Here is a 19,771-nt window from a genome sequence, read left to right on the forward strand (position 1 = left end):
GTTCAGGCGCCGACGGGCGCCGAGCCGGTAGCGTGGAGGGAAGCGATGTCGCCGATCGAACAGGAACCGCAATGACGAACACCGAATCCACGTCGACGCCCGATCCTCAGCAGAACGACTCCGCTGCTCCCGCCCAGCCGATCGCTCCCGCTCAGCCCTCTGCGCAGCCGGCCCAGCAGTACGGCCAGCAGCCCTCCGCGCCGGTGCAGCCGCAGTACGCGCAGCCGTACGGCCAGGCGCCATACGGCCAGGCCCCGTACGGCCAGGCGCCGTACGTGCAAGCGCAGTTCACGGTCGTGCAGCCTCAGCCCAAAGGGCTGAGCATCACGTCGCTCGTGCTGGGTCTCGTCTCGATCCTCTTCGGGTTCACCTTCCTCCTCCCGATCGGAGCTGTCGTCTTCGGCATCATCGGTGTGCGCAAAGAGCCGGCGGGTCGCGGGATGTCGGTCACCGGCATCATCCTCGGCGGCCTCTGCCTGCTCGGCTGGATCGTTCTCGGCGGGCTGGTCTTCGCCTTCCTCGCCGCCGTGGTCGGCAGCTCGGCGGCCTACAGCACCACGTACTGACGGCGACCCGGGCCTGGGCCGCAGCGGCTCGCGCTCCCGGGGATACCCGCGATCACCGGCCGGAGCCCGGTGGATCGCTCACACGCCCCGGCCTCGCACACGCCCGTGCACGCCTCCGCATACGCCCGTGCAAGCCGCGCAGCGTACGGGATGGGGGGGGTGACGGGCGCCGCCTCGTCACCGCCGTGCAGACCGTGCACGTTGCTCGGGCGGCCCGCGTATTCCGTCGCGCATTCCGCAGCGCGGCCGCGCGCATTCGGGCCGCACTCGAACTCGACGCCTAGGCTGGGCGCAGCACGAACCTGCCGAGCACCCCGCGAGGAAAGGAGCGCGTCTTGTTCGAACTGAGGTCCTGGCCGTCCTTCGCGATCGCCTGCGTCGCCGCGATCGTCATCTCGGTCGTGGTCACCGCCGTCGTCGCCGGCGTGATGCGCGCGGTCGGGCGCAGACGCGAGTGGCCGACATCCCTCGCCTCGCTCGCGCGGATCCCCTTCCGCCTGCTGCTGCTCGTCGTCACCCTGTGGATTGCGGTGAGCACGACCCTGCCCGTGCCGGCGGAGTGGCTCGACGGCATCTCGCACGTCTTCCTCATCCTCGCGATCGTCGGCGGATCGTGGCTGGTCTGCGGGCTCGCCCTCTTCGTGGAGGACTTGGGGCTCGCGCGCTACCGCATCGACGTGCCCGACAATCGGGTGGCGCGGCGCATCCGCACGCAGGTGCTCATCATCCGCCGGCTCACGGTCGTCGCCGTCGTGGTGGTGGCGCTCGGCGCCATCCTGCTGACCTTCCCGGGCGTCGAGGCGGTCGGCACCAGTGTGCTCGCCTCGGCCGGCCTGCTGAGCGTCGTCGCGGGCCTCGCCGCGCAGTCGACCCTCGGCAACGTCTTCGCGGGCATGCAGCTCGCCTTCAGCGACGCCATCCGGGTCGACGACGTCGTGATCGTCGAGTCCCAGTGGGGGCGCATTGAGGAGATCACGCTCACCTACGTGGTCGTGCACATCTGGGACGACCGGCGTATGGTGCTGCCCTCCACCTATTTCACCCAGAAGCCCTTCGAGAACTGGACGCGCCGTTCGAGCGAGCTGCTCGGCTCGGTCGAGTTCGACCTCGACTGGCGGGTGACACCCGCCCAGATGCGCGAGGAGCTCGCGCGGGTGCTCGCCCGCACCCCGCTCTGGGATCGGCGTGTGTCGGTGCTGCAGGTGACGGATGCCGTGGGCGGCTACGTCCGCGTGCGCATCCTGGTCACGGCCGTCGACGCCCCCACCCTCTTCGACCTGCGCTGCTTCGTGCGCGAGGAGATGGTCGCCTGGCTGCACGAGTCGAGCCCGCAGTCGGTGCCGCGCACGCGCGTGCAGCTCGTGGAGCAGGAGAAGCCGCTGCGCCCGCCGCGCGGAGCCGGCACGGGCCCCGAGACCGACGGCCTCTTCACGGGCAGCCTCGACGCCGAACAGCGCGCCGCCCAGTTCACCTCGACGATCCCCGTCGTCGACCCCGACGCCGCCCGTGCTCCCGCCTCCGCCCCCGATGCCGAGGATGTCGGTGACCCCGCTTCAGCGGACGCCCCGGGCACCACCCGCCCCTCCGACGCCCCGTAGCACCGAGGCGAGTCGCGCCAAACCGTTCCAAAACGGTCGTCGAAATGACGATGTGGCGCGACTCGCCTCGCGGAAAGGTCAGGCGCGGGCGAGCAGGCCCGTGAGAGCGGAGGTGAAGACGCGGAGGCCGTCGGTTCCGGAGCGCATCGCGGAGGGGGTGTCGGGGCCGAAGCCGGGCTCGACCGCGTGCTCCGGGTGGGGCATGAGCCCCACGACGTTGCCGCGCGCGTTCGTGACGCCCGCGATGTCGTTGAGCGAGCCGTTCGGGTTCACGTCGACGTAGCGGAAGACGATGTGGCCCTCGCCCTCGAGGCGCGCGAGCTCATCGGCCGAGGCGATGAAGCCGCCCTCGCCGTTCTTGAGGGGGATGGTGATCTCGTCGCCGACCGTGAACTCGGTCGTCCACGCGGTGGAGGCGTTCTCGACGCGCAGGCGCTGGTCGCGGCAGATGAAGTTGCCGTGGTCGTTGCGGATGAGGCCGCCCGGCAGCAGGTGGGCCTCGGTGAGCATCTGGAAGCCGTTGCAGATGCCGAGCACAGGAACGCCGCGCCCCGCGGCATCCACGACCTCGGTCATGATCGGCGAGAGGCTCGCGATCGCGCCGCAGCGCAGGTAGTCGCCGTAGCTGAAGCCGCCGGGCAGCACGATCGCGTCGACGCCCTGCAGGTCGTGGTCGCCGTGCCAGAGGGCGACGGGCTCCGCGCCCGCGATGCGCACCGCGCGCTGGGCGTCGCGGTCGTCGAGCGAGCCGGGGAAGGTGACGACGCCGACGCGCATCAGAGCGAGACCACCGTGGTGTCGACGTCCACGCCGTAGACGCGCACGCCGTCGACGTGGATGCCCACGACGTCTTCGATGACCTGGTTGGAGAGGATGTCTTCGGCGATGCCGCGCACCTCGGCGATCACGGCGTCGTCGACGGGACCGTCGACCGTGAGCTCGAAGCGCTTGCCGATGCGCACGCTCGCGAAGCGATCGCGGCCCGTGCGGGCGAGAGCCCCCGCGACGGCTTTGCCCTGCGGGTCAAGCAGCTCGGCCTTGGGCATGACTTCTACGACGATTGTGGGCACCGGAGATCTCCGTCTGTCGGTCGGGGGATGATGCCTCGATTCTAGCCGGAGAGCCACGGGTGGGGTTTCGGGCATCCGGGGCACGGCATGTTCTGTATCCCACCCGTTCACCCGTGCGTAACCCGGGGTTGGGCCTCGCGTACCCTCCGCGCCGTAACTTCGAGGGAACGATCGGGGCTTCTGGGGTGCCTTCGACGGGCGAAGCACGGAGGGCTGGACGGTATGTCGGTCGGCCATGTCACCATGTCGACGGAGCATGAGGTGGCCTTGAGGCCCTCTGCCCTCGCAATGGTGTGGCCGGGTGTCGGCAAGAAGCACGAGCCCGTCGCCGTTCCGGGCATCGCCCTCGCCCCCGGTGAGGTTCTCGTCTCCGTCGAACTGGCCACCGTGTGCCCGCGCGACGCGCAGTACGCGTCCGGCGCGCGGCTGCTGCGCGGCCCCGTCGTGCTCGGCCATGAGGCCGTGGGGCGGGTCGTGGCGCTCGCCGGGCCCGTTCGCGCGGCAGGCGGCAGGCGGCTGTCGGTCGGCTCCCGCGTCGTGTGGTCGGCCACGGCGTCCTGCGGCCGATGCGGCCGATGCCGGCACGGGATGTCGCAGCGCTGCGTCTCGCTGCACCGCTACGGCCACGAGCGCGTCGCGCGCGACTGGCAGCTGGGCGGCGCCTTCGCCACCCACGTGCAACTGCGGAAGGGCACGACAATCGTGCTCGTGCCCGACAACGTTCCCGCCGAGGTGCTCGCCCCGATCGCCTGCGCGGGTGCCGCCGCCGCGGCGATCGTCGAGGCCGCCGAGCGCGAGGCCCCCCTCGCGAAGCGCACCGTGCACATCGCCGGCACGAGCGCCCGTGCGCTGACGGCGGCGGCCATGGCCGCGGATGCCGGCGCACGCGTGCTGCTCACCGAGACCGACTCCGAGCGGCGCGAGCTCGCCCGCCGCTTCGGCGCCGTCGCGGTCGTCGACTCGCAGCAGATCGGCTCGGACGGGCTCGGCACGGAGGGTGCGCACTCGATCATGCCCCAGGGCGAGCAGGATGCCGCTGCGCCGCGTCATCTCGTCCGCGCCGTCGACTTCGTGCTGAAGACCTGGCGCGAGCTGCCGTACGACGAGTTCGTCGGCGAGGTGATGGGGCTGGAGGGCGTCGACGATGCGCTGCGGCTCGCGGCATCCGAGCCACGGGCGCGTGTCGGCCTCAGGAACGAGCGCATCGACATCGTCTGAGGCGACGCTCGTCGTGCGTTGCCGGCGCCCGGACGCGCGGATGAGCGGATGCCCGGACGCGCGAGCCCGGACGCGCGTGACGGCTGTCGAGGAACGAGGCCGGCTGCAGAAGCAGGCGGGCCTGCGCAGGGGACGGCGGCCCGGCGAACGGTCTCGCGCTAAGCCGTTGCCGTCATGCCGTTGCCGTCATGCCGTGGCCGTCACCCGCGGCGATCATGCCGCTGCGGTCACGCGGATGAGGTTCGCCCACGGGTCGTCGAAGAGCAGCACGGCCCCGTCGTTGCGGGTCTGCACGCCGCGGCTCGCGAGGCGCTGCTCGAGGGCGCCCAGGTCGTCGGCGGTGGGCAGCTCGACGGAGACCTGTCCGAGGCCGAGCGCGGGGGTGCGCGGGCCGGCGCCCTGGCTCTGCCAGGTGTTCATGCCCACGTGGTGGTGGTAGCCGCCCGCCGAGACGAAGAGCGCCTGGCCGCCGAGCGCGATCGTCTCCTCGAAGCCGACCGTGCCCACGTAGAAGTCCCGCGCGGTCGCGACGTCGCCGACCTTGAGGTGCACGTGGCCGACGCCGGCCTCGCCGTCGCCCGGGCCGGCGGATCCGGCATCCGTGAGATTCTGCTGCAGGAACTGGTTGGGGTCGAGGTAGAGCGTGCCCATCTGGATCTGGCCGCCGTTCCACTGCCAGGTGTCGCGCGGGCGGTCCCAGTACAGCTCCACGCCGTTGCCCTCGGGGTCGTCGAAGTAGAAGGCCTTGCTCACGATGTGGTCGGAGCTGCCGGTGAAGAGCGTCGGATGCTTGGTGGCGACCGAGTAGACGGATGCCGCGAGCTCGCTCTGCTCGGCGAAGAGGATCGCGGTGTGGAACAGCCCCGCCTGACCGGGGGAGGCGTGCCTGAGGGCCGGCGTGTGCTCGAGCACGAGGGATGCCGTCGTCCCCCGGCCGAGCACGGCCGAGCCGCCGCTCTGCGCGAGCACCGTGAGCCCCACGCCGAGGGTGTAGAAGGCGATCATCCGGTCGAGGTCGGCGACGGCGAGGGTCACGGCGCCCATCGAGGTGCCGGCGGCGAGCACGTCGTCACGGGCCTGGCGGTTGTCGTTCATCGTGCGCTCCTCGCTGTCTGTCAAGGGAAACACCCGAACGTGCAGCCGAATTCCGGCCCCGCCCACCAGAACGCAACCTCCCCGCCAGAACGCAACCTCCCCGCCAGAACTCAAAACGACGGATTTTTTGCCGTAAAGAGGGCAGAAACGCCCGAAAAGCCCGTTTTCAGGCAGAATCTCCGTCGTTTTAAGTGAGGCGAGGCGAGGTTAGTGAGGCGAGGCGAGGTTAGTGAGGCGAGGCGAGGTTAGTGAGGCGAGGTGAAGGCGCGAGCGGCGAGAGATCAGATCAGATCAGATCAGAGCAGAGCAGAGAGAGCAGGGCAGGATGCCGCGGCAGGCGTCAGCCGCCGGTGAGGCGTTCGAGCAGCTCGCGGTAGCGGGCCGCCGTGCGCTCCACGATCTCCGGCGGGAGGGCGGGCGGGGTGCCCTGCTGATCCCAGTTGGCGAGCAGCCAGTTGCGTACGATCTGCTTGTCGAAGCTGTTGGTGCGGTCGCCGGAATCCCAGGCCGCGGCATCCCAGTAGCGGCTCGAGTCGCTCGTGAGCACCTCGTCGGCGAGGGTCACGAGGCCGGTCGAGCGGTCGGCGCCGAACTCGAACTTCGTGTCGGCGAGGATGACCCCGCGCGTCTCGGCCACCGCGGCGGCGCGGGCGTAGATCGACAGCGACAGCTCGCGCAGCTCTGCCGCGACATCCGGCCCGACCAGCTCGACGGTGCGCTCGTAGGAGATGTTCTCGTCGTGCTCGCCCTGCGGGGCCTTCCAAGCGGGGGTGTAGATGGGCTCGGGCAGGCGGTCGCCGTTGGCGAGCCCGTCGGGCAGCGGGATTCCGCACACACTGCGACTGCGCTGGTACTCGAGCCATCCGCTGCCGGCCAGATAGCCGCGCACGACGCATTCGACGGGGAACATGTCGAGCGTCTTGACGAGCATCGAGCGCCCCGCGACGGCGTCGGGGATGAGCTCGCGCACGGTCTCGCCCGCGCCCAGCTCGTGGTCGGGCACGAGATGGTTGGGCACCTCGCCGAGCCGGTCGAACCACCACAGGCTCAGGGTCGTGAGCAGCTCGCCCTTGCCCGGGATGCCCGGCTCGAGCACGTGGTCGAAGGCGCTCACCCGGTCGCTCGCGACGACGAGCACGCGCTGCGCGTCGTCGAGCCCGGATGCCGGCGGCTCGACGTAGAGGTCGCGCACCTTGCCCGAGTACACGTGCGACCACCCGGGAAGGGCGGAATGCGCGGCGGGGCTGGCGGGTGCGGCGGGGCCGGGGGCGTCGGAGTTCACGTCCTCCATGCTAGGGCGTGGGCGGGGCGGCTCGGCATGTCGGGCGTGGCCGGGACGGCTCGATGCGGAGCCGGCGTGTGCTGCGGCATCCGCGAGCCGTGTGACGCCCGTGCCCGGTGGGGCTGCCCACATGCGGGAGTCGGGTGTCGATCCTCCCGGCCGGCGCTTCTGATTCCGGCCCGACCGGAGGAGTTCCTGCATTCGGGATGCCAGGGTCGGCGGAGCTCAGATGGGGGCTACGCGAGGAGCTTGGCCTTCGCCGCCGCGAACTCGTCGTCGCTCAGGATGCCCTGCGAGTGGAGTGTGGCGAGCTGCTGGATCTGGCTCATGAGGTCGTTCGCCGCCGGAGCCGCGGGAGCAGGGGCCGCGGCCTGCTGCGCGGCGACGGCCTGTGCTGCCGCCGCCTGCATCTGCTCCTGCTGCTGATCGGCTTCGGCCTGCTGGGCCTGCGCCTGCTCGTTGGCCTTCTGCTGCTGGCGCGAGCGCATTCCGCCCGAGACCGCTGTCGCCGTACCCGCAACGACCGCCGTGCGCGCGGCGAGACCGATGAGACCCGGTCGACCTACTCGACGAAACATGGGGATACCTCCTGTTGCTGTGCTGCTGGATGCTGTTCATTCGCTCGCGGCGTCGACGCTCCGGCCGTGTGGCCTACTCCGTCGTCGCGGCCTCGAGGGCGGCGTTGACCACCGGCGCGGGAACCCGCTCCGAGTGCAGGACCGAGCCGCCGGCGTTGAAGAGGGACTGCGCGAGCTTCTTGGCGAAGACGAGCTCGGCGACGATGAGGATGGCGGAGCTGCCGAGCGGCATCTCCTCGGCGATGGCCTCGATGTCCTCGTCGGCGGCGATGCCGGAGGCCTGCAGCTCGAAGTCGGCGAAGCCCTCCTCGTCGAGGATCTCCTCGAGCTCGACGACCGTGATCTCGCCCTCGGCCGAGCGCGTCACGAAGACGAGGTCGAGCAGGTTGACGGTTCCGCTCTCGACGAGCTCGGCGATCGCCTCGGCGACCGCGGGGCCCGGGTGCTCGCCCGGGAAACCGGCGAGGATGAACTCGACCGGCCCGTATTCGAAGACTGCCATGTCGCTCTCCTCATCCTGCTCGCCCAGAGTGCTGTTCGCCACCCGCCCACGTTCGGGCAGTGCAAACCTAGCAGCGCACAGGGGCGCCGCACCACGGGCGCCGACCCCAGAAATGGACGAGAATGGCGGATGACGCACAACGCCCCACACGAACGGATGGACGCATGGCCGCAGAACTCAATTGGGCCGGAAACTACAGCTATCGAGCCCATCGGATCCTGAGGCCGCAGAGCGTCGAACAGCTTCAGGAGATCGTCGCGGCGGGTGGGAGCCTGCGTGCGCTCGGCTCGCGGCACTCCTTCAACGCGATCGCCGACACGAGCGGCGAGCTGATCGCGACGGCGGGCCTCCCCGACGACATCGTGATCGACGAGGAGGCGCACACGGTCACGGTCGGCGGTGGCACCAAGTACGGCGACCTCGGCGTCGTCCTCGCCGAGCACGGCCTGGCCCTGCACAACCTCGCATCCCTCCCCCACATCTCGGTCGCGGGCGCCATCGCCACCGCGACGCACGGCTCCGGCGACCGCAACGGCAACCTCTCCACGGCGGTGGAGGCCCTCGAGTTCGTCGACGGCACGGGCGAGCTGCGCCGCATCGCCCGGGGCGATCAGGGCTTCGAGGGCGCCGCCGTCTCGCTCGGCGCCCTGGGCGTCGTCACGCGCGTCACGCTGCGCGTCGAGCCGAGCTTCGAGGTGCGGCAGAACGTCTTCGTCGACCTGCCCTGGGAGCGGGTGATGACCGACTACGACGCGATCACGTCGAGCGCGTACAGCGTGAGCCTCTTCACGACGTGGGCGGGCGAGGCCGTCCAGCAGCTCTGGCTCAAAGAGCGGGTGGATGCCGCAGCCGGGGCTCCCGGCGCCGAGGCGTTCGGCGGCCGCGCCGCCACCGCCCAGCTGCACATGATCTCGTCGATGTCGCCCGACAACACGACCGACCAGCTCGGGGTCGCGGGGCCCTGGAACGAGCGGCTGGCGCACTTCAAATACGGTTTCACGCCGAGCGCGGGCGAGGAGATCCAGTCGGAGTACCTCCTGCCGCGCGAGCACGCGGTCGCCGCGTTCGCGGCCGTGCGCGGGCTCGCCGGGCGGATCGCGCCCCTGCTGCAGATCTCGGAGATCCGCACGGTCGCTGCCGACGAGCTGTGGCTGAGCTCCTCATACCAGCAGGAGACCGTGGGCCTGCACTTCACCTGGAGGAGGATGCAAGACGAGGTCGAGGCCTTCCTGCCGACCCTCGAGGGGGCGCTCGCCCCGTTCGGGGCCCGGCCGCACTGGGGCAAGGTCTTCCACGGCGCACCGGGGCTCATCGAGTCGCTCTACCCGCGGCTCGGCGACTTCCGCGAGCTCGCCGCCCACTACGACCCGCGCGGCGTCTTCCGCAACGAGTTCCTTGAGCGGCACGTCTTCTCGTAGGCGGCGCGTGTTCTCGTGAGGGCGGTACGCGGCCGGCGTGAGCTGCACGCGCGGCCGGTCGCTCAGGTCGCCGCGTCGCAGTGCTGACCGACACGCCGGAGGGAGTACCACCGGAGGCGCGCCGGCCTGAACCACAGGCGGTGAGGCGGGCGCCCAGAGCGAGCGCCGAGCGCGAGCGCGGGCCCCGGGTTGGTGCCGAGAGCAGGCGCCGCGAGCCGGCGGTGAGGGTGGGCGCCGAGGCTAGTCGAGCACCTTCGCGGCGATGTCGTGGCGGAACTGGGCGCCCTCCAGCTCGATGAGGGCGACGGCTTTGTAGGCACGGGCGCGGGCCTCGGTGAAGGTGCTCCCGACGCCGACGACGCTCAGCACGCGCCCGCCGCTCGCGAGCAGCTCGCCGCCGGGGCCGCGCGTGGTCGCGGCGTGGGCGATGTGCACTCCCGGAACCCGGGCCGCGGCATCCAGCCCGCCGATGGGGCGGCCGGTGACGGGGGTGTCGGGGTAGTTCTCGCTCGCGATCACGACCGTGACCGCGACATCCAGGGCGAACTCGGGGCGGGGCAGCTCGCTGAGGGTTCCCGTGGCCGCGGCGAAGAGCAGCGAGCTGAGCGGGGTGACGAGGCGGGGCAGCACGACCTGCGTCTCCGGGTCGCCGAAACGGGCGTTGAACTCGATGACCCGGATGCCGCGGCTCGTCACGATGAGGCCGCAGTAGAGCAGCCCGATGAAGGGGGTGTCCTCGCTCGCGAGCTGGCGCACGGTCGGCAGCGCGACGGTGGAGATGACCTCGTCGACGAAGCCCTCCGGCAGCCAGGGCAGTGGAGAGTACGCGCCCATACCGCCCGTGTTGGGGCCCGTGTCGCCCGTGCCGAGGCGCTTGAAGTCCTGTGCGGGCGAGAGCGGCAGCACCGTGTGGCCGTCGGAGACGAGGAAGAGCGACACCTCCTCGCCGTCGAGGAACTCCTCGATGAGCACCTCGCCGTGCTCGAGCCAGTGCGCGGCGTGGGCGAGGGCCGCGTCGCGGTCGTTCGTGACGAGCACGCCCTTGCCGGCGGCGAGGCCGTCGGCCTTCACGACGTAGGGGGCGCCGAAGGAGTCGAGGGCCTCCTCGACCTCGTGCAGGGTGTGCGCCTGGGTCGCGCCGCCCGTGGGCACGCCGGCCTCGCGCATGATGCGCTTGGCGAAGCTCTTGCTGCCCTCGAGTGCAGCGGCCGCCCTGCCGGGGCCGAAGACGGCGATGCCGCGGGTGCGCAGGGCGTCGGCCACACCGGCGATGAGCGGGGCCTCGGGGCCGATCACCACGAGTTCGATGCCCTCGTCGATCGCGTAGTTGGCGACGGCGTCTGGGTCGTTCGCGTCGAGTGCGATCACGGGGACGTCGGCCGCGATGCCGGCGTTGCCCGGAGCCGCGAGGATCTCGTGCTCGGTCTCTTCCGACAGCAGGGCGAGGATGATGGCGTGCTCGCGAGCACCGGAACCGAGAACGAGAATTTTCACACCAGCAATGCTAGGGCGTGCAGGGTTTCCCCGCTCCCGTGCTGCCCCGACCCCACGATGACTGATGCGCATGGCTTTGCGCGCGGCGCGGAGGACGCCTAGCGTGGGACGGATGAGCGACGAACCGGTGAGCGGCGAACAGAGCGGCGGTTTTCCGCACAACGATCTCGAGGGCACGCTCGCGGCCGCGTATCGCGGCGAGGTGCCCGTCGACGACGTCATCGCGGCTCTGCTCGACGCGCCCGTGTGGGTGCCGTTCGGCGGCGACGAGGGGCTGCTGACCGGCGACTTCGACGAGAACGACCCGCCGGGGCTGCTCATCCTCGACCACGACGGCCACGAGGTGGTTCCCGTCTACACCTCCGTCGAGCTCTTCGCCGCGAGCTTCCCCGACCGCCGGGCCATCAACCCGCCCGCCGCCCGGGACTTCCTCGAGCAGCTGCCGCCTCCCATCGGTGCCTCGGTGAACGCGGGCCAGGAGATCAGCCTCGTGATGCCGCACCACGCTGTGCGCGAGGCCCTCGGGCTCAGCCCCGACCTCGAGGTCGGGCAGCCGGGTGAGTCGATCCCCGGCGTCAACCCGATCGAGCCGGGCACACGCATCCGCGTCGGCGAGCCGCCCACAGAGCCGGCCGAGCTCGTGAGCACGGTCGCGGCCGCCCTGCGCGCCGTGCCGCCCGCCGTGAGCGCCCGCAGGGCCTGGGTGCAGATCGGCGAGCTGCCGCCCGTGCTGCTCATCGAGGTGGAGCTCGTCGAAAACGGGGAGGACGACCGCCGGGCCGTCGTCGAGGCCATCAACTCCGCGCTGCGCGGCACCGACCCGGGCTTCGGCGTCGAGATCACCTTCGCGCGCACGGGGCCGGCCGGGCTCACCTGGCTGGTCAACCACGTCGGCCCGTTCTACGGCGCGGGCTCGCCGGGCGACGGCACCTCGCCCACGACGGCCGCGCCTGCGGGTGGCGCGGGCGCAGACGATGGCGCGGCTGGCACGGCTGGCACGGCTGGTGCATCCGGCGCGGATGGCAGCCATGGCTAGAGCGCGCATCGACGACGGCGTGGGGCGCGAGGCCGTGCGCAGCGCGACCGGGGCGGATGCCGCCGCCGTCGACCGCACCACCCTCGCGACGGCCGTGCGGTACTCGCTGCAGATCCTCGCCGAGCGCGCCGAGGGCAACACCGTCGAGGTGCGCGTGCCGCCGTTCGCGGCCGTGCAGTGCATCGAAGGCCCCCGGCACACCCGCGGAACCCCGCCGAACGTCATCGAGACGGATGCCGCGACCTGGCTCGCCCTCGCCACGGGCGCCGTCACCTGGGCCGACGCCATCGCCACCGGCCGAGTGCACGCCTCCGGCCAGCGCGCCGACCTCACGGGCCACGTGCCGCTGCCGCTTTGAGCGGCAGCCCCTCACCGCCCGTTTCTTCGTCGCGGCACGTGGATGTCGTGCGGGCACGCGACTTTTCACGTGCCCGCACGACATCCACGTGCCACGAACGCCGAACCCGGGCGGCGCGAGGGTCGAATCGCCCGATCGATAGCCTCTGATCGGGAGTTTAATAATGTAGGTAAGGCTTACCTTGACAAGGTGAGCCTTGCCTAACTAGTTTGATACCGATTCGCTCGGCATCGAGACACTTTCGCGCGATCGACATCGGCCGAACGGCCGATATCGACCGCTATTCGTCGCGCCTCCGACCGCGAATCGCGTTCCCCGCGCCATGCGCCGCCCCCACCAGACGCGCGCCGCGCATCCTCGACCAGTTCGGACCATGACCACTCTCCGCACCATCCTCAGCAGGACCACCCTCGTCGCCGCAACGCTCGGAGCGCTCGTCCTGAGCGGCTGCACCCCCGCTCCGCACGGCGGTGAGGGCGCGGGCTGCGCGGCGGCGGGCACCCCTCTCGCCGAGCTCGACCTCGTCGCAGATCCCAAGACCCACGTCGGCGAGTCCACGGCATGCATGGAGGACACGGGCATCGAGCCCGTCGCCGACGACCCGCAGCCAGCGCTGCCCGCGACGATCGTCGACAACCAGGGCACCGAGGTGACCGTCACCGACACGAGCCGCATCCTCGCGCTCGACATCTACGGCTCCCTCGCCGCGACCGTCTTCGGCCTGGGCCTCGGCGACAGCGTCGTCGGACGGGACACCTCGACGAGCTTCGACGGTGCGGCCGACCTGCCGCTCGTCACCCAGAACGGGCACGAGCTGAGCGGCGAGGCCATCCTCGCGCTGAACCCCTCGGTGATCATCACCGACTCGTCGATCGGCCCGTGGGACGTCGTGCTGCAGATGCGCGACTCCGGAATCCCCGTCGTCGTCGTGACGCCCGAGCGCAGCATGGACAACATCGAGGAGATCGTGACGATGGTCGCCGGCGCCCTCGGCGTGCCCGAGGCCGGCCGCGAGCTCTCCGCACGGGTGCGCGGCGAGGTGGACGCCGAGATCGCGGAGATCGCCGCCGTCACGCCCGAGGATCCCGCCGACCGCCCGCGCATCATGTTCCTCTACGTGCGCGGCAACGCGGGCGTCTACTACATCTTCGGCGAGGACTCGGGGGCCGACGCCCTCATCACCGCGCTCGGCGGTGTCGACGTCGCGGGCGAGGTGGGCTGGCAGGGCATGCGGCCGATGACGGCCGAGGCGCTCGTGAAGGCGCAGCCCGACATCCTGCTCATGATGACGAAGGGCCTCGAGTCGGTCGACGGCGTCGACGGCCTGCTCGAGCGCATCCCGGCCGTCGCACAGACGCCGGCCGGACAGAACCGCCGCATCGTCGACATGAGCGATTACGAGATCCTGAGCTTCGGCCCGCGCACGGCGGGTGTGCTCGACGCCCTCGCCAAGGCGATCTACGCGCCCGGGCAGACCGGCGGGGCATCGTCGTGACCACGGCCCAGGATGCCGCGGCGAGCCGCACTCCGAGCGAGGCGCAGCTCGACGCCGGCCCCGACGCGAACGCCGATCCGCTGCCGAAGCGCGTCGGCACCCGGCGCCGCGCGCTGCTGTTCACGGGGCTCGCGGTCGCGCTCGTGATCGTCTCGCTCCTCGCGGCGGGCATCGGGCAGCTCACAATCGCGCCCGAGGAGGTGCTCGGCTCGATCACGCAGAAGCTCGGCATCACCATCTGGCCGGCCCCGTCGCATCCGAACGGCGACAGCGCGCTGTGGAACATCCGCTTCCCCCGGGTCGTCATGGCGATCCTCGTCGGTGCGGCGCTCGCCGCGGCCGGCATGATCATGCAGGCGATCTTCGGCAACCCGCTCGCCGAGCCGAGTGTCGTGGGGGTGAGCTCGGGCGCCGCCCTCGGTGCGTCGGCCACGATCGTCTTCGGCTGGGCGTTCTTCGGGGAGTGGACGATCGCGATCGCCGCCTTCGCCACGGGGCTGCTCGTGACCCTCCTCGTGTACTCGGTGTCGCGCGCGAACGGCAAGACCGAGGTCGTGACGCTCGTGCTCACGGGCATCGCGGTCAACGCCGTGACGGGCGCGGGCCTGGCCCTCCTCACCTTCCTCGGCGACACGCAGTCGCGCGAGGCGATCGTCTTCTGGCAGCTCGGCAGCCTCAACGGCTCCCGGTGGCAGGACGTCTGGGTCGTGCTGCCCATCGCGATCGTGGGGATCGCCGTGGGGCTTGCGCTCTCGCGGCGACTCGACCTGCTCTCGCTGGGCGAGAAGGCGGCCCGCCACCTGGGCGTCAACGTCGAGGGGCTGCGCGTGCTGGCGATCGTGCTCGTCGCGCTGCTCGTCGGGGGCGCGGTCGCCTTCTGCGGCATCATCGCCTTCGTCGGCCTCGTGATCCCGCACCTCATGCGCATGATCATCGGCCCGGCGCATCTGCCGCTGCTCATCGCCTCGACCCTCGGCGGCTCGCTCCTGCTCGTGACGGCCGATCTCGTGGCCCGCACCGCGATCCCCATGGCCGACCTGCCGATCGGCCTGCTCACCTCGCTCGTCGGCGGCCCGTTCTTCTTCTGGCTTCTGCGGCGAACGCGCAGGCGCGCGGGAGGGTGGGGCTGATGGCGCGCACCGCCGTGCCCGCGTCGCTCTCGCCCGGCGACCCGGCCGTCGAGGTGCGCGACGTCTCGGTCGCGATCGACGGCAAGACGATCCTCGACGGCGTCTCGCTCACGGCGCACGCGGGCGAGGTCGTCGCGCTCATCGGGCCGAACGGGGCCGGCAAATCGACGCTGCTCTCGGTCGTGACCGGCGACCAGGAGCACGGGACCGGACGCGTGACGATCGCCGGGCGCGATCTCGCCGAGTGGAGCCTGCGGGAGCTCGGCCGCCGCCGCGCCGTGCTGCTGCAGGAGCACGGGGTCTTCTTCCCGTTCACGGTGCGCGAGGTCGTCGAGATGGGGCGCGCGCCCTGGCAGAACACCCCGCGCGACACCGACGACGACGATGCGGTGCTCGAGGCGCTCCACTCGACCGGGCTGCGGCGTTTCGCCCCGCGGCAGCTGCCCTCGCTCTCGGGCGGCGAGCGGGCCCGGGCGGGGTTCGCGCGCATCCTCGCCCAGCGCGCCGGGATCGTGCTGCTCGACGAGCCGACCGCCGCCCTCGACCTCCGGCACCAGGAGGACCTGCTGCGCCTCGTGCGCGCGGGCGCCCGCCGAGGCGACGCGGCCGTCGTCGTGCTGCACGACCTGAGTCTCGCCGCCGCCTACGCCGACCGGATCGCCCTCGTCGCCGAGGGGCGGATCGTCGCCGACGGCACGCCCGAGGAGGTGCTCACGGCTCCTCTGCTCAGCGTGGTCTACGACCACCCGGTCGAGATCGTGCGGCACCCCGTGACGGGAACCATCATCGTCGTCCCTCTGCGCCACGACGGCGCCGCCACCGATTCGGAGACCCCATGAACACGCTCCAGACCCATCCCCCGGCAGTCGCGCGGAAGGGGCGTGCTCTGCGCCGGGCCTTTGCGGCGGCCGTGACCGTGGTCGCGGCATCCGCCCTGGTCCTCGGCACCGCCGTGCCCGCAGCCCACGCAGAGGGGCGGGTGTCTGTGACGGTCGTGGACCGCCCCGACCTCGTGGCCGTCGCAGACCCGAACTATCTCACCGAGGTCACGCTCTCGGGCTCGGGCTTCCAGTCGATCGCGAGCGGCTTCGGCGGCGTCTACGTGTTCTTCGGCTGGGTGGCGGGCGGAGGATGGGCGCCGAGCTCCGGCGGCCAGACGGGCAGCGACTACCGCTACGTCTACGACGACGAGGAGAACCCGGTGGGCTATCAGCTCTTCGTGAGCTTCCCCGGCAGCTCGACCGAGTACGCGGCCAACGGCGGCACGATCGCGGCCGACGGAACCTGGTCGGCGACGATGAAGATCCCGGGCTCGAGCTTCGAGTCGTACGACCGCGATGGCAACGTCTCGACGGTCGACTGCCTGCAGCTGCAGTGCGGGATCATCACGATCGGCGCACACGGGGTCGCCAATCCCAGCAACGAGAGCTTCACCCCGATAGCCTTCCGCGACCTCTACGCCGACGATCCGGATGCCGCGGCAGCGGCCGCCGCCGAGCAGGAGGTTCTCGCCGCCGAGGCCGAGCAGCACGCCGCCGAGGCGCAGCAGGGGGCACCGGCGCAGGAGCCGCAGCCCTCGTCGTCGGTGCAGGCCCCGGCCCCGGTCACCACGACGATCGTCGCGGCGGCGCCGGCCGGCGACGTCGACGACGACGGGCTCTTCGGCATCCTGCTCTGGGCGGTCGCGGCCGTCGGCGTGCTCGCGCTCGCGGCGATCGGCTTCCTGGTCTGGGCCGTGCTGAGCGCCCGTCGGAGGGGACGAGGCGATCCGCCGCCGTCCTCGCCGCCCGCGGCGGCGGGGGCGTAGGCCATGACAACACGATCTCGGCGGCGCGGCGGCGCTCTCGCAGGGGTGGCGCTGGTCGTCGCGCTGCTCGGTTTCGCGTCGGCAGCGAATCCCGCGGTCGCCGCGGAGCCGTCCGGCCACATGGCTGGGCCCGGCGAGCCGGCCTCGAACCCGACCGCAGAGCCTCCCTCCGGGGCCGGCGGCGATCTCGCCGACGAACCCGGTGGCGCCGCGACGCCCGAGGCCCCGGCGGATTCCGGTCCGGGCCCCGATCCGATCGCCCCGGAAGCGGCGTCCGATCCGACCGGTGGCTCGGCGCCGACGGCCGAGCCCCTCGATCCCGCAGATCCCGTCGACCTCGCCGAGCCCGCCGGTCCGCAGCCGCAGCCGGGCCCGAGCCCCTGGCCGCCGGAGGCTGAGGCACAGCGGCCCACCGATCAGCGCGCGACCATCGGGATCCCGACGACACCGTCGGCCGCGATCGACGAGGGCTCCGCCCAGCCGCCGTCTGCCGGAACCGTTGTGCTCTCGGGCGATCCCGCGGCCATCGACTACGGGGTCGACGTGCGCTGGGCGCCGCAGGAGGGCTCGGCCCCGCTCGGCTACCAGCTCGAGCTCTTCGCGGGGACGGGCGTCGCCAACGGCAACGCGCTCATCGCGCGTGTGGAGCTCGACGGCGACGAGACGGCGCATCGCTTCGAGAGCATCGGCTTCGGCCGCGTCACCGTCACGGCCCGGCTCACGCCCCTCGACGGAGCCGGGCGGATGACGGACGCCCTCGTGAGCGAGCCGCTCACCCTGCACGCCGCGAGCGCCGGCGCCCTCTCATCCCAGCGGGCGGGAACCCCGCGGCTCGGCGAGCCGAGCGCGGACGGCTTCCGCGTCGACTGGGATGCCGCGGCGTCGGACGCGCAGAACCCACCACCGAGCGGCTATCTCGTGCGGGTCTTCGAGCGGCTGTACGACATGAACGCGACGTCGGCGAACAACTTCGTGACGGCCGTGATCGACGCGGGCGATCGCACGACGCTGCGGGTCACGGGCCTGAGCGGCGCGAGCAGATACCTCGCCGCCGTCGTCGCCTACGACCTCGTCGACGGTCAGAAGCGCTACCGCACGAGCTCCGCCACGAGCGCGGTGCCGGCCTGGAGCGCGCCCTACGCTGCGCAGACCCTCGGCGCGCGGGCGCCGGGCATCGAGTGGTCGAACAAGCCGGCCGCTCCCGTCGCCGTCTCGGCCCGCTCGCTGAGCTGGAAGGGAGCAGAGGTGACCGGTCGGTTCGCCGGTGGCTCGGCGGTCACGGCCTACCGCGTCGAGCTGTACGAGTCCGGCTTCGGCCTGCGCGACAGCGTGGAGCTGCCGGCCGTGCCGGGCACGGCTCCGACGGCGGAGTTCGGCGGCCTGCGCCCGGGGGCGGGCTACTCGGTGCGGTACGCGGCCGTCAACGCGAACGGCGTCGGCGGGCTCTCCGACTACGGCGCGCGCGTGACTCTGCCGCAGGCCTCCGAGCCCGGCACTCGTGTGCCGCCGTTCGCCGATCGGGCGGCGCTCGACGAGGCGCTGCGCACGGGAGCGGCGGTGCGTGCGGGCGACGACGTGCTGACGGTCGAGGCGGGCGAGACCGCGCAGTTGGCGGTGCCGTGGGGCGACGGCGAGAGCGGCGAGGTGTGGTGGTTCGGCTCGGGGAGCTTCGCCGGCGCCGTCGAGGGCGCTGTGCCCGCGGCATCCGTGCGCCTCTCGACCTCGGGTCTCGGGCAGGGTCGGCACTACGCGGTCTTCTTCACCGACGCGAGTCTCGACGGCCAGCCCGGTGCCCCCGCGCCGCTCGCGGTGGCCGTGCAGATCGTGCCGAGCACGGCGGGTGTGCTCGACCTCGACGACGCCGTGCTGCGCTGGGGCATCAACGACGAGAGCAACAACGGCGCCTACTTCGGGGGCTGCAACTTCCTCTCGGCCGGGCGTTCGCCCGATGCGGGCGGGGCGAAGGTCTTCGAGCCCGCGCAGTTCGCGTCGTCGGCGGGCGAGGTCTCGATCGAGAAGCCCGATGCGCAGGGGCGCTACCGGCCCGCCACCTGGCAGAACAAGTGCCTCGACCGCACGGGGCGGACGCTCAGCTCGGGCTCGTCGTCGGCCTACGGCGAGAGCCAGTTCGTCTTCTCGGGCGGCGGCGGAACGGTCGAGCCCGCCACGAACAGCGCGGAGATCCGCTGGACCGGCGACGTCACGGTCGCCTACTACGGCGGTATGTCGTTCTGGTACCTGAGCGATCCCGTGCTGAGGGTCGTCGACGGCGTGGGAACGCTCACGGCGACCGTCGGCGGTTTCGGCACCGACATGGACGACCTCGACAAGTGGGAGCCCTTGGCCGAGCGCGAGGTGACGCTCGCGGTGCTGCACGGCGTCCAGACCGGTCGCGAGGGCTTCACGATCACCCCGGACTATCGCGGCGTCGCCGTCGACACCGACGGCGGCCGCACCCCGCAGTCCCGCAGCGGGCCCGATTGGGGCTCGTTCCCGCAGGACTTCGTCGACTTCCACACGGCGACGGGGCAATCGGCCTACTGGTATTCGAGCGGCGGGCAGGCGGATGCCGCCAAGCCGGCGCTCCCCGTCACGGTCGGCTACATCGCCTCCGAGTTCACCCCGCCGCCCCCGCCGCCCGCGAACGGGGGAGGCGGCGAACAGGTCGTGCCGCCTCCTGTGCGGAACCCGCCGTCACCGACGGCTCCTCGGCCGGCGTCGGCGGCGCCCTCGGCGGAGCACGCACCCCCGGTTCGCCGTGCGGCCCCGGCACCCGTGCGCCCAGCCGCGCCGGCCCTCGCCGACCCGGCTCCGCTCGCCGACGCCGCACCGGCCGCCGTGGGCTCCGTCGTCGTCATCCAGCAGGCCCCGGTAGCCGAGACCCTCGACAACCGGGAGGTCCTCCTCTTCGCCGCGGTGCTCGCAGGCCTCCTGCTGATCGCTCTCGCCGCGGCAGGAGGTGGTGTGCTCATCGTCTCGCGTGTCATCCCGATCGCACCCGCGGCGCGGTCCACTACCACAGGAAAAAGTTAAAAGATAGGTTTGCCTTACCTTAATAAGGTAAGGCTAAGCTAACCCTGAACACTCTCTGTGTTCGGGCGCCTCGCACCAGCCCACCATCCAC

At 71.9% G+C, this 19,771-nt stretch carries 18 protein-coding genes; 11 read left to right on the forward strand and 7 right to left on the reverse strand.

The window, feature by feature from the left end:
• The first annotated feature begins 71 nt into the window (after positions 1-71).
• Both CLV54_RS02510 and CLV54_RS02515 read left to right on the forward strand, forming a co-directional pair.
• A complete protein-coding gene (locus tag CLV54_RS02510) occupies positions 72-566 on the forward strand; it encodes a DUF4190 domain-containing protein (RefSeq protein ID WP_100343365.1) in 495 nt (164 codons plus the stop codon).
• A gap of 335 nt (positions 567-901) precedes the next feature.
• Positions 902-2,164 carry a mechanosensitive ion channel family protein gene (locus CLV54_RS02515; RefSeq protein WP_245861236.1) on the forward strand — a complete coding sequence of 421 codons (1,263 nt, stop codon included), beginning with the start codon at positions 902-904 and terminating at the stop codon, positions 2,162-2,164.
• A gap of 78 nt (positions 2,165-2,242) precedes the next feature.
• On the opposite strand, the gene purQ is transcribed toward CLV54_RS02515, so the two are convergent.
• Together purQ and purS are read right to left on the reverse strand one after the other, a co-directional pair.
• Positions 2,243-2,941 carry a phosphoribosylformylglycinamidine synthase subunit PurQ gene (gene purQ / locus CLV54_RS02520; protein WP_100343366.1) on the reverse strand — a complete coding sequence of 233 codons (699 nt, stop codon included), beginning with the start codon at positions 2,939-2,941 and terminating at the stop codon, positions 2,243-2,245.
• Positions 2,941-3,234, reverse strand: a complete 294-nt coding sequence (gene purS / locus CLV54_RS02525) for a phosphoribosylformylglycinamidine synthase subunit PurS (RefSeq protein ID WP_211294416.1) — start codon at positions 3,232-3,234, stop codon at positions 2,941-2,943. Before purS ends, purQ begins: the two co-directional genes overlap by 1 nt.
• A gap of 261 nt (positions 3,235-3,495) precedes the next feature.
• Between purS and CLV54_RS02530 the strand changes: the two genes are divergently transcribed.
• On the forward strand, positions 3,496-4,452 hold the full coding sequence (locus tag CLV54_RS02530; protein ID WP_425430253.1) for an alcohol dehydrogenase catalytic domain-containing protein: 957 nt from the start codon (positions 3,496-3,498) through the stop codon (positions 4,450-4,452).
• A 213-nt stretch (positions 4,453-4,665) separates the two neighbouring features.
• Here the strand turns inward: CLV54_RS02530 and CLV54_RS02535 are convergent, their stop codons facing one another.
• From CLV54_RS02535 to CLV54_RS02550, 4 genes are all read right to left on the reverse strand, one after another.
• Entirely contained in the window at positions 4,666-5,547 is an 882-nt protein-coding gene (locus CLV54_RS02535) for a VOC family protein (RefSeq protein ID WP_245861241.1), read from the reverse strand.
• A gap of 340 nt (positions 5,548-5,887) precedes the next feature.
• Positions 5,888-6,838, reverse strand: coding sequence for a phosphoribosylaminoimidazolesuccinocarboxamide synthase (locus tag CLV54_RS02540; RefSeq protein ID WP_100343368.1), 951 nt, complete (start codon positions 6,836-6,838; stop codon positions 5,888-5,890).
• 227 nt (positions 6,839-7,065) lie between these two features.
• Entirely contained in the window at positions 7,066-7,407 is a 342-nt protein-coding gene (locus CLV54_RS02545) for an SHOCT domain-containing protein (protein ID WP_100343369.1), read from the reverse strand.
• Positions 7,408-7,480: 73 nt separating this feature from the next.
• On the reverse strand, positions 7,481-7,909 hold the full coding sequence (locus CLV54_RS02550) for a DUF6325 family protein (RefSeq protein WP_100343632.1): 429 nt from the start codon (positions 7,907-7,909) through the stop codon (positions 7,481-7,483).
• Positions 7,910-8,073: 164 nt separating this feature from the next.
• Between CLV54_RS02550 and CLV54_RS02555 the strand changes: the two genes are divergently transcribed.
• Positions 8,074-9,327, forward strand: a complete 1,254-nt coding sequence (locus tag CLV54_RS02555) for a D-arabinono-1,4-lactone oxidase (RefSeq protein WP_100343370.1) — start codon at positions 8,074-8,076, stop codon at positions 9,325-9,327.
• A 240-nt stretch (positions 9,328-9,567) separates the two neighbouring features.
• Here the strand turns inward: CLV54_RS02555 and purD are convergent, their stop codons facing one another.
• The gene (gene purD / locus CLV54_RS02560) at positions 9,568-10,821 is read right to left on the reverse strand and encodes a phosphoribosylamine--glycine ligase (protein WP_100343371.1); all 1,254 of its coding nucleotides are present in this window, start codon (positions 10,819-10,821) and stop codon (positions 9,568-9,570) included.
• 112 nt (positions 10,822-10,933) lie between these two features.
• Between purD and CLV54_RS02565 the strand changes: the two genes are divergently transcribed.
• The 7 genes from CLV54_RS02565 (at position 10,934) to CLV54_RS02595 (ending at position 19,680) form a co-directional block, all read left to right on the forward strand.
• Complete coding sequence (locus CLV54_RS02565; RefSeq protein WP_170061942.1) at positions 10,934-11,857, forward strand: enhanced serine sensitivity protein SseB C-terminal domain-containing protein; 924 nt, start codon at positions 10,934-10,936, stop codon at positions 11,855-11,857.
• Complete coding sequence (locus CLV54_RS02570) at positions 11,850-12,215, forward strand: sterol carrier family protein (RefSeq protein WP_100343373.1); 366 nt, start codon at positions 11,850-11,852, stop codon at positions 12,213-12,215. The genes CLV54_RS02565 and CLV54_RS02570 overlap by 8 nt, the downstream gene beginning before the upstream one ends.
• Positions 12,216-12,588: 373 nt before the next feature.
• Positions 12,589-13,710 (forward strand): heme/hemin ABC transporter substrate-binding protein, encoded by a 1,122-nt coding sequence (locus CLV54_RS02575; protein WP_100343374.1) that lies wholly within the window; start codon positions 12,589-12,591, stop codon positions 13,708-13,710.
• 113 nt (positions 13,711-13,823) lie between these two features.
• Entirely contained in the window at positions 13,824-14,840 is a 1,017-nt protein-coding gene (locus CLV54_RS02580) for a FecCD family ABC transporter permease (RefSeq protein WP_425430257.1), read from the forward strand.
• On the forward strand, positions 14,840-15,679 hold the full coding sequence (locus tag CLV54_RS02585) for a heme ABC transporter ATP-binding protein (RefSeq protein WP_100343375.1): 840 nt from the start codon (positions 14,840-14,842) through the stop codon (positions 15,677-15,679). The genes CLV54_RS02580 and CLV54_RS02585 overlap by 1 nt, the downstream gene beginning before the upstream one ends.
• The gene (locus CLV54_RS02590) at positions 15,676-16,647 is read left to right on the forward strand and encodes a hypothetical protein (protein ID WP_100343376.1); all 972 of its coding nucleotides are present in this window, start codon (positions 15,676-15,678) and stop codon (positions 16,645-16,647) included. Before CLV54_RS02585 ends, CLV54_RS02590 begins: the two co-directional genes overlap by 4 nt.
• A gap of 3 nt (positions 16,648-16,650) precedes the next feature.
• On the forward strand, positions 16,651-19,680 hold the full coding sequence (locus CLV54_RS02595) for a fibronectin type III domain-containing protein (protein WP_100343377.1): 3,030 nt from the start codon (positions 16,651-16,653) through the stop codon (positions 19,678-19,680).
• Positions 19,681-19,771: the final 91 nt, after the last annotated feature.

The organism is Compostimonas suwonensis, assembly GCF_002797855.1.
Taxonomy (GTDB): domain Bacteria; phylum Actinomycetota; class Actinomycetes; order Actinomycetales; family Microbacteriaceae; genus Compostimonas; species Compostimonas suwonensis.

Excerpts from the sequence above, each read along its gene's own strand:
- CLV54_RS02510 (WP_100343365.1), top strand. The coding sequence starts at position 72 with ATGACGAACACCGAATCCACGTCGACGCCCGATCCTCAGCAGAACGAC.
- purQ (WP_100343366.1), bottom strand. The coding sequence starts at position 2,941 with ATGCGCGTCGGCGTCGTCACCTTCCCCGGCTCGCTCGACGACCGCGAC.
- CLV54_RS02535 (WP_245861241.1), bottom strand. The coding sequence starts at position 5,547 with ATGAACGACAACCGCCAGGCCCGTGACGACGTGCTCGCCGCCGGCACC.
- CLV54_RS02540 (WP_100343368.1), bottom strand. The coding sequence starts at position 6,838 with ATGGAGGACGTGAACTCCGACGCCCCCGGCCCCGCCGCACCCGCCAGC.
- CLV54_RS02545 (WP_100343369.1), bottom strand. The coding sequence starts at position 7,407 with ATGTTTCGTCGAGTAGGTCGACCGGGTCTCATCGGTCTCGCCGCGCGC.
- CLV54_RS02550 (WP_100343632.1), bottom strand. The coding sequence starts at position 7,909 with ATGGCAGTCTTCGAATACGGGCCGGTCGAGTTCATCCTCGCCGGTTTC.
- CLV54_RS02555 (WP_100343370.1), top strand. The coding sequence starts at position 8,074 with ATGGCCGCAGAACTCAATTGGGCCGGAAACTACAGCTATCGAGCCCAT.
- CLV54_RS02565 (WP_170061942.1), top strand. The coding sequence starts at position 10,934 with ATGAGCGACGAACCGGTGAGCGGCGAACAGAGCGGCGGTTTTCCGCAC.
- CLV54_RS02570 (WP_100343373.1), top strand. The coding sequence starts at position 11,850 with ATGGCTAGAGCGCGCATCGACGACGGCGTGGGGCGCGAGGCCGTGCGC.
- CLV54_RS02575 (WP_100343374.1), top strand. The coding sequence starts at position 12,589 with ATGACCACTCTCCGCACCATCCTCAGCAGGACCACCCTCGTCGCCGCA.
- CLV54_RS02585 (WP_100343375.1), top strand. The coding sequence starts at position 14,840 with ATGGCGCGCACCGCCGTGCCCGCGTCGCTCTCGCCCGGCGACCCGGCC.
- CLV54_RS02590 (WP_100343376.1), top strand. The coding sequence starts at position 15,676 with ATGAACACGCTCCAGACCCATCCCCCGGCAGTCGCGCGGAAGGGGCGT.
- CLV54_RS02595 (WP_100343377.1), top strand. The coding sequence starts at position 16,651 with ATGACAACACGATCTCGGCGGCGCGGCGGCGCTCTCGCAGGGGTGGCG.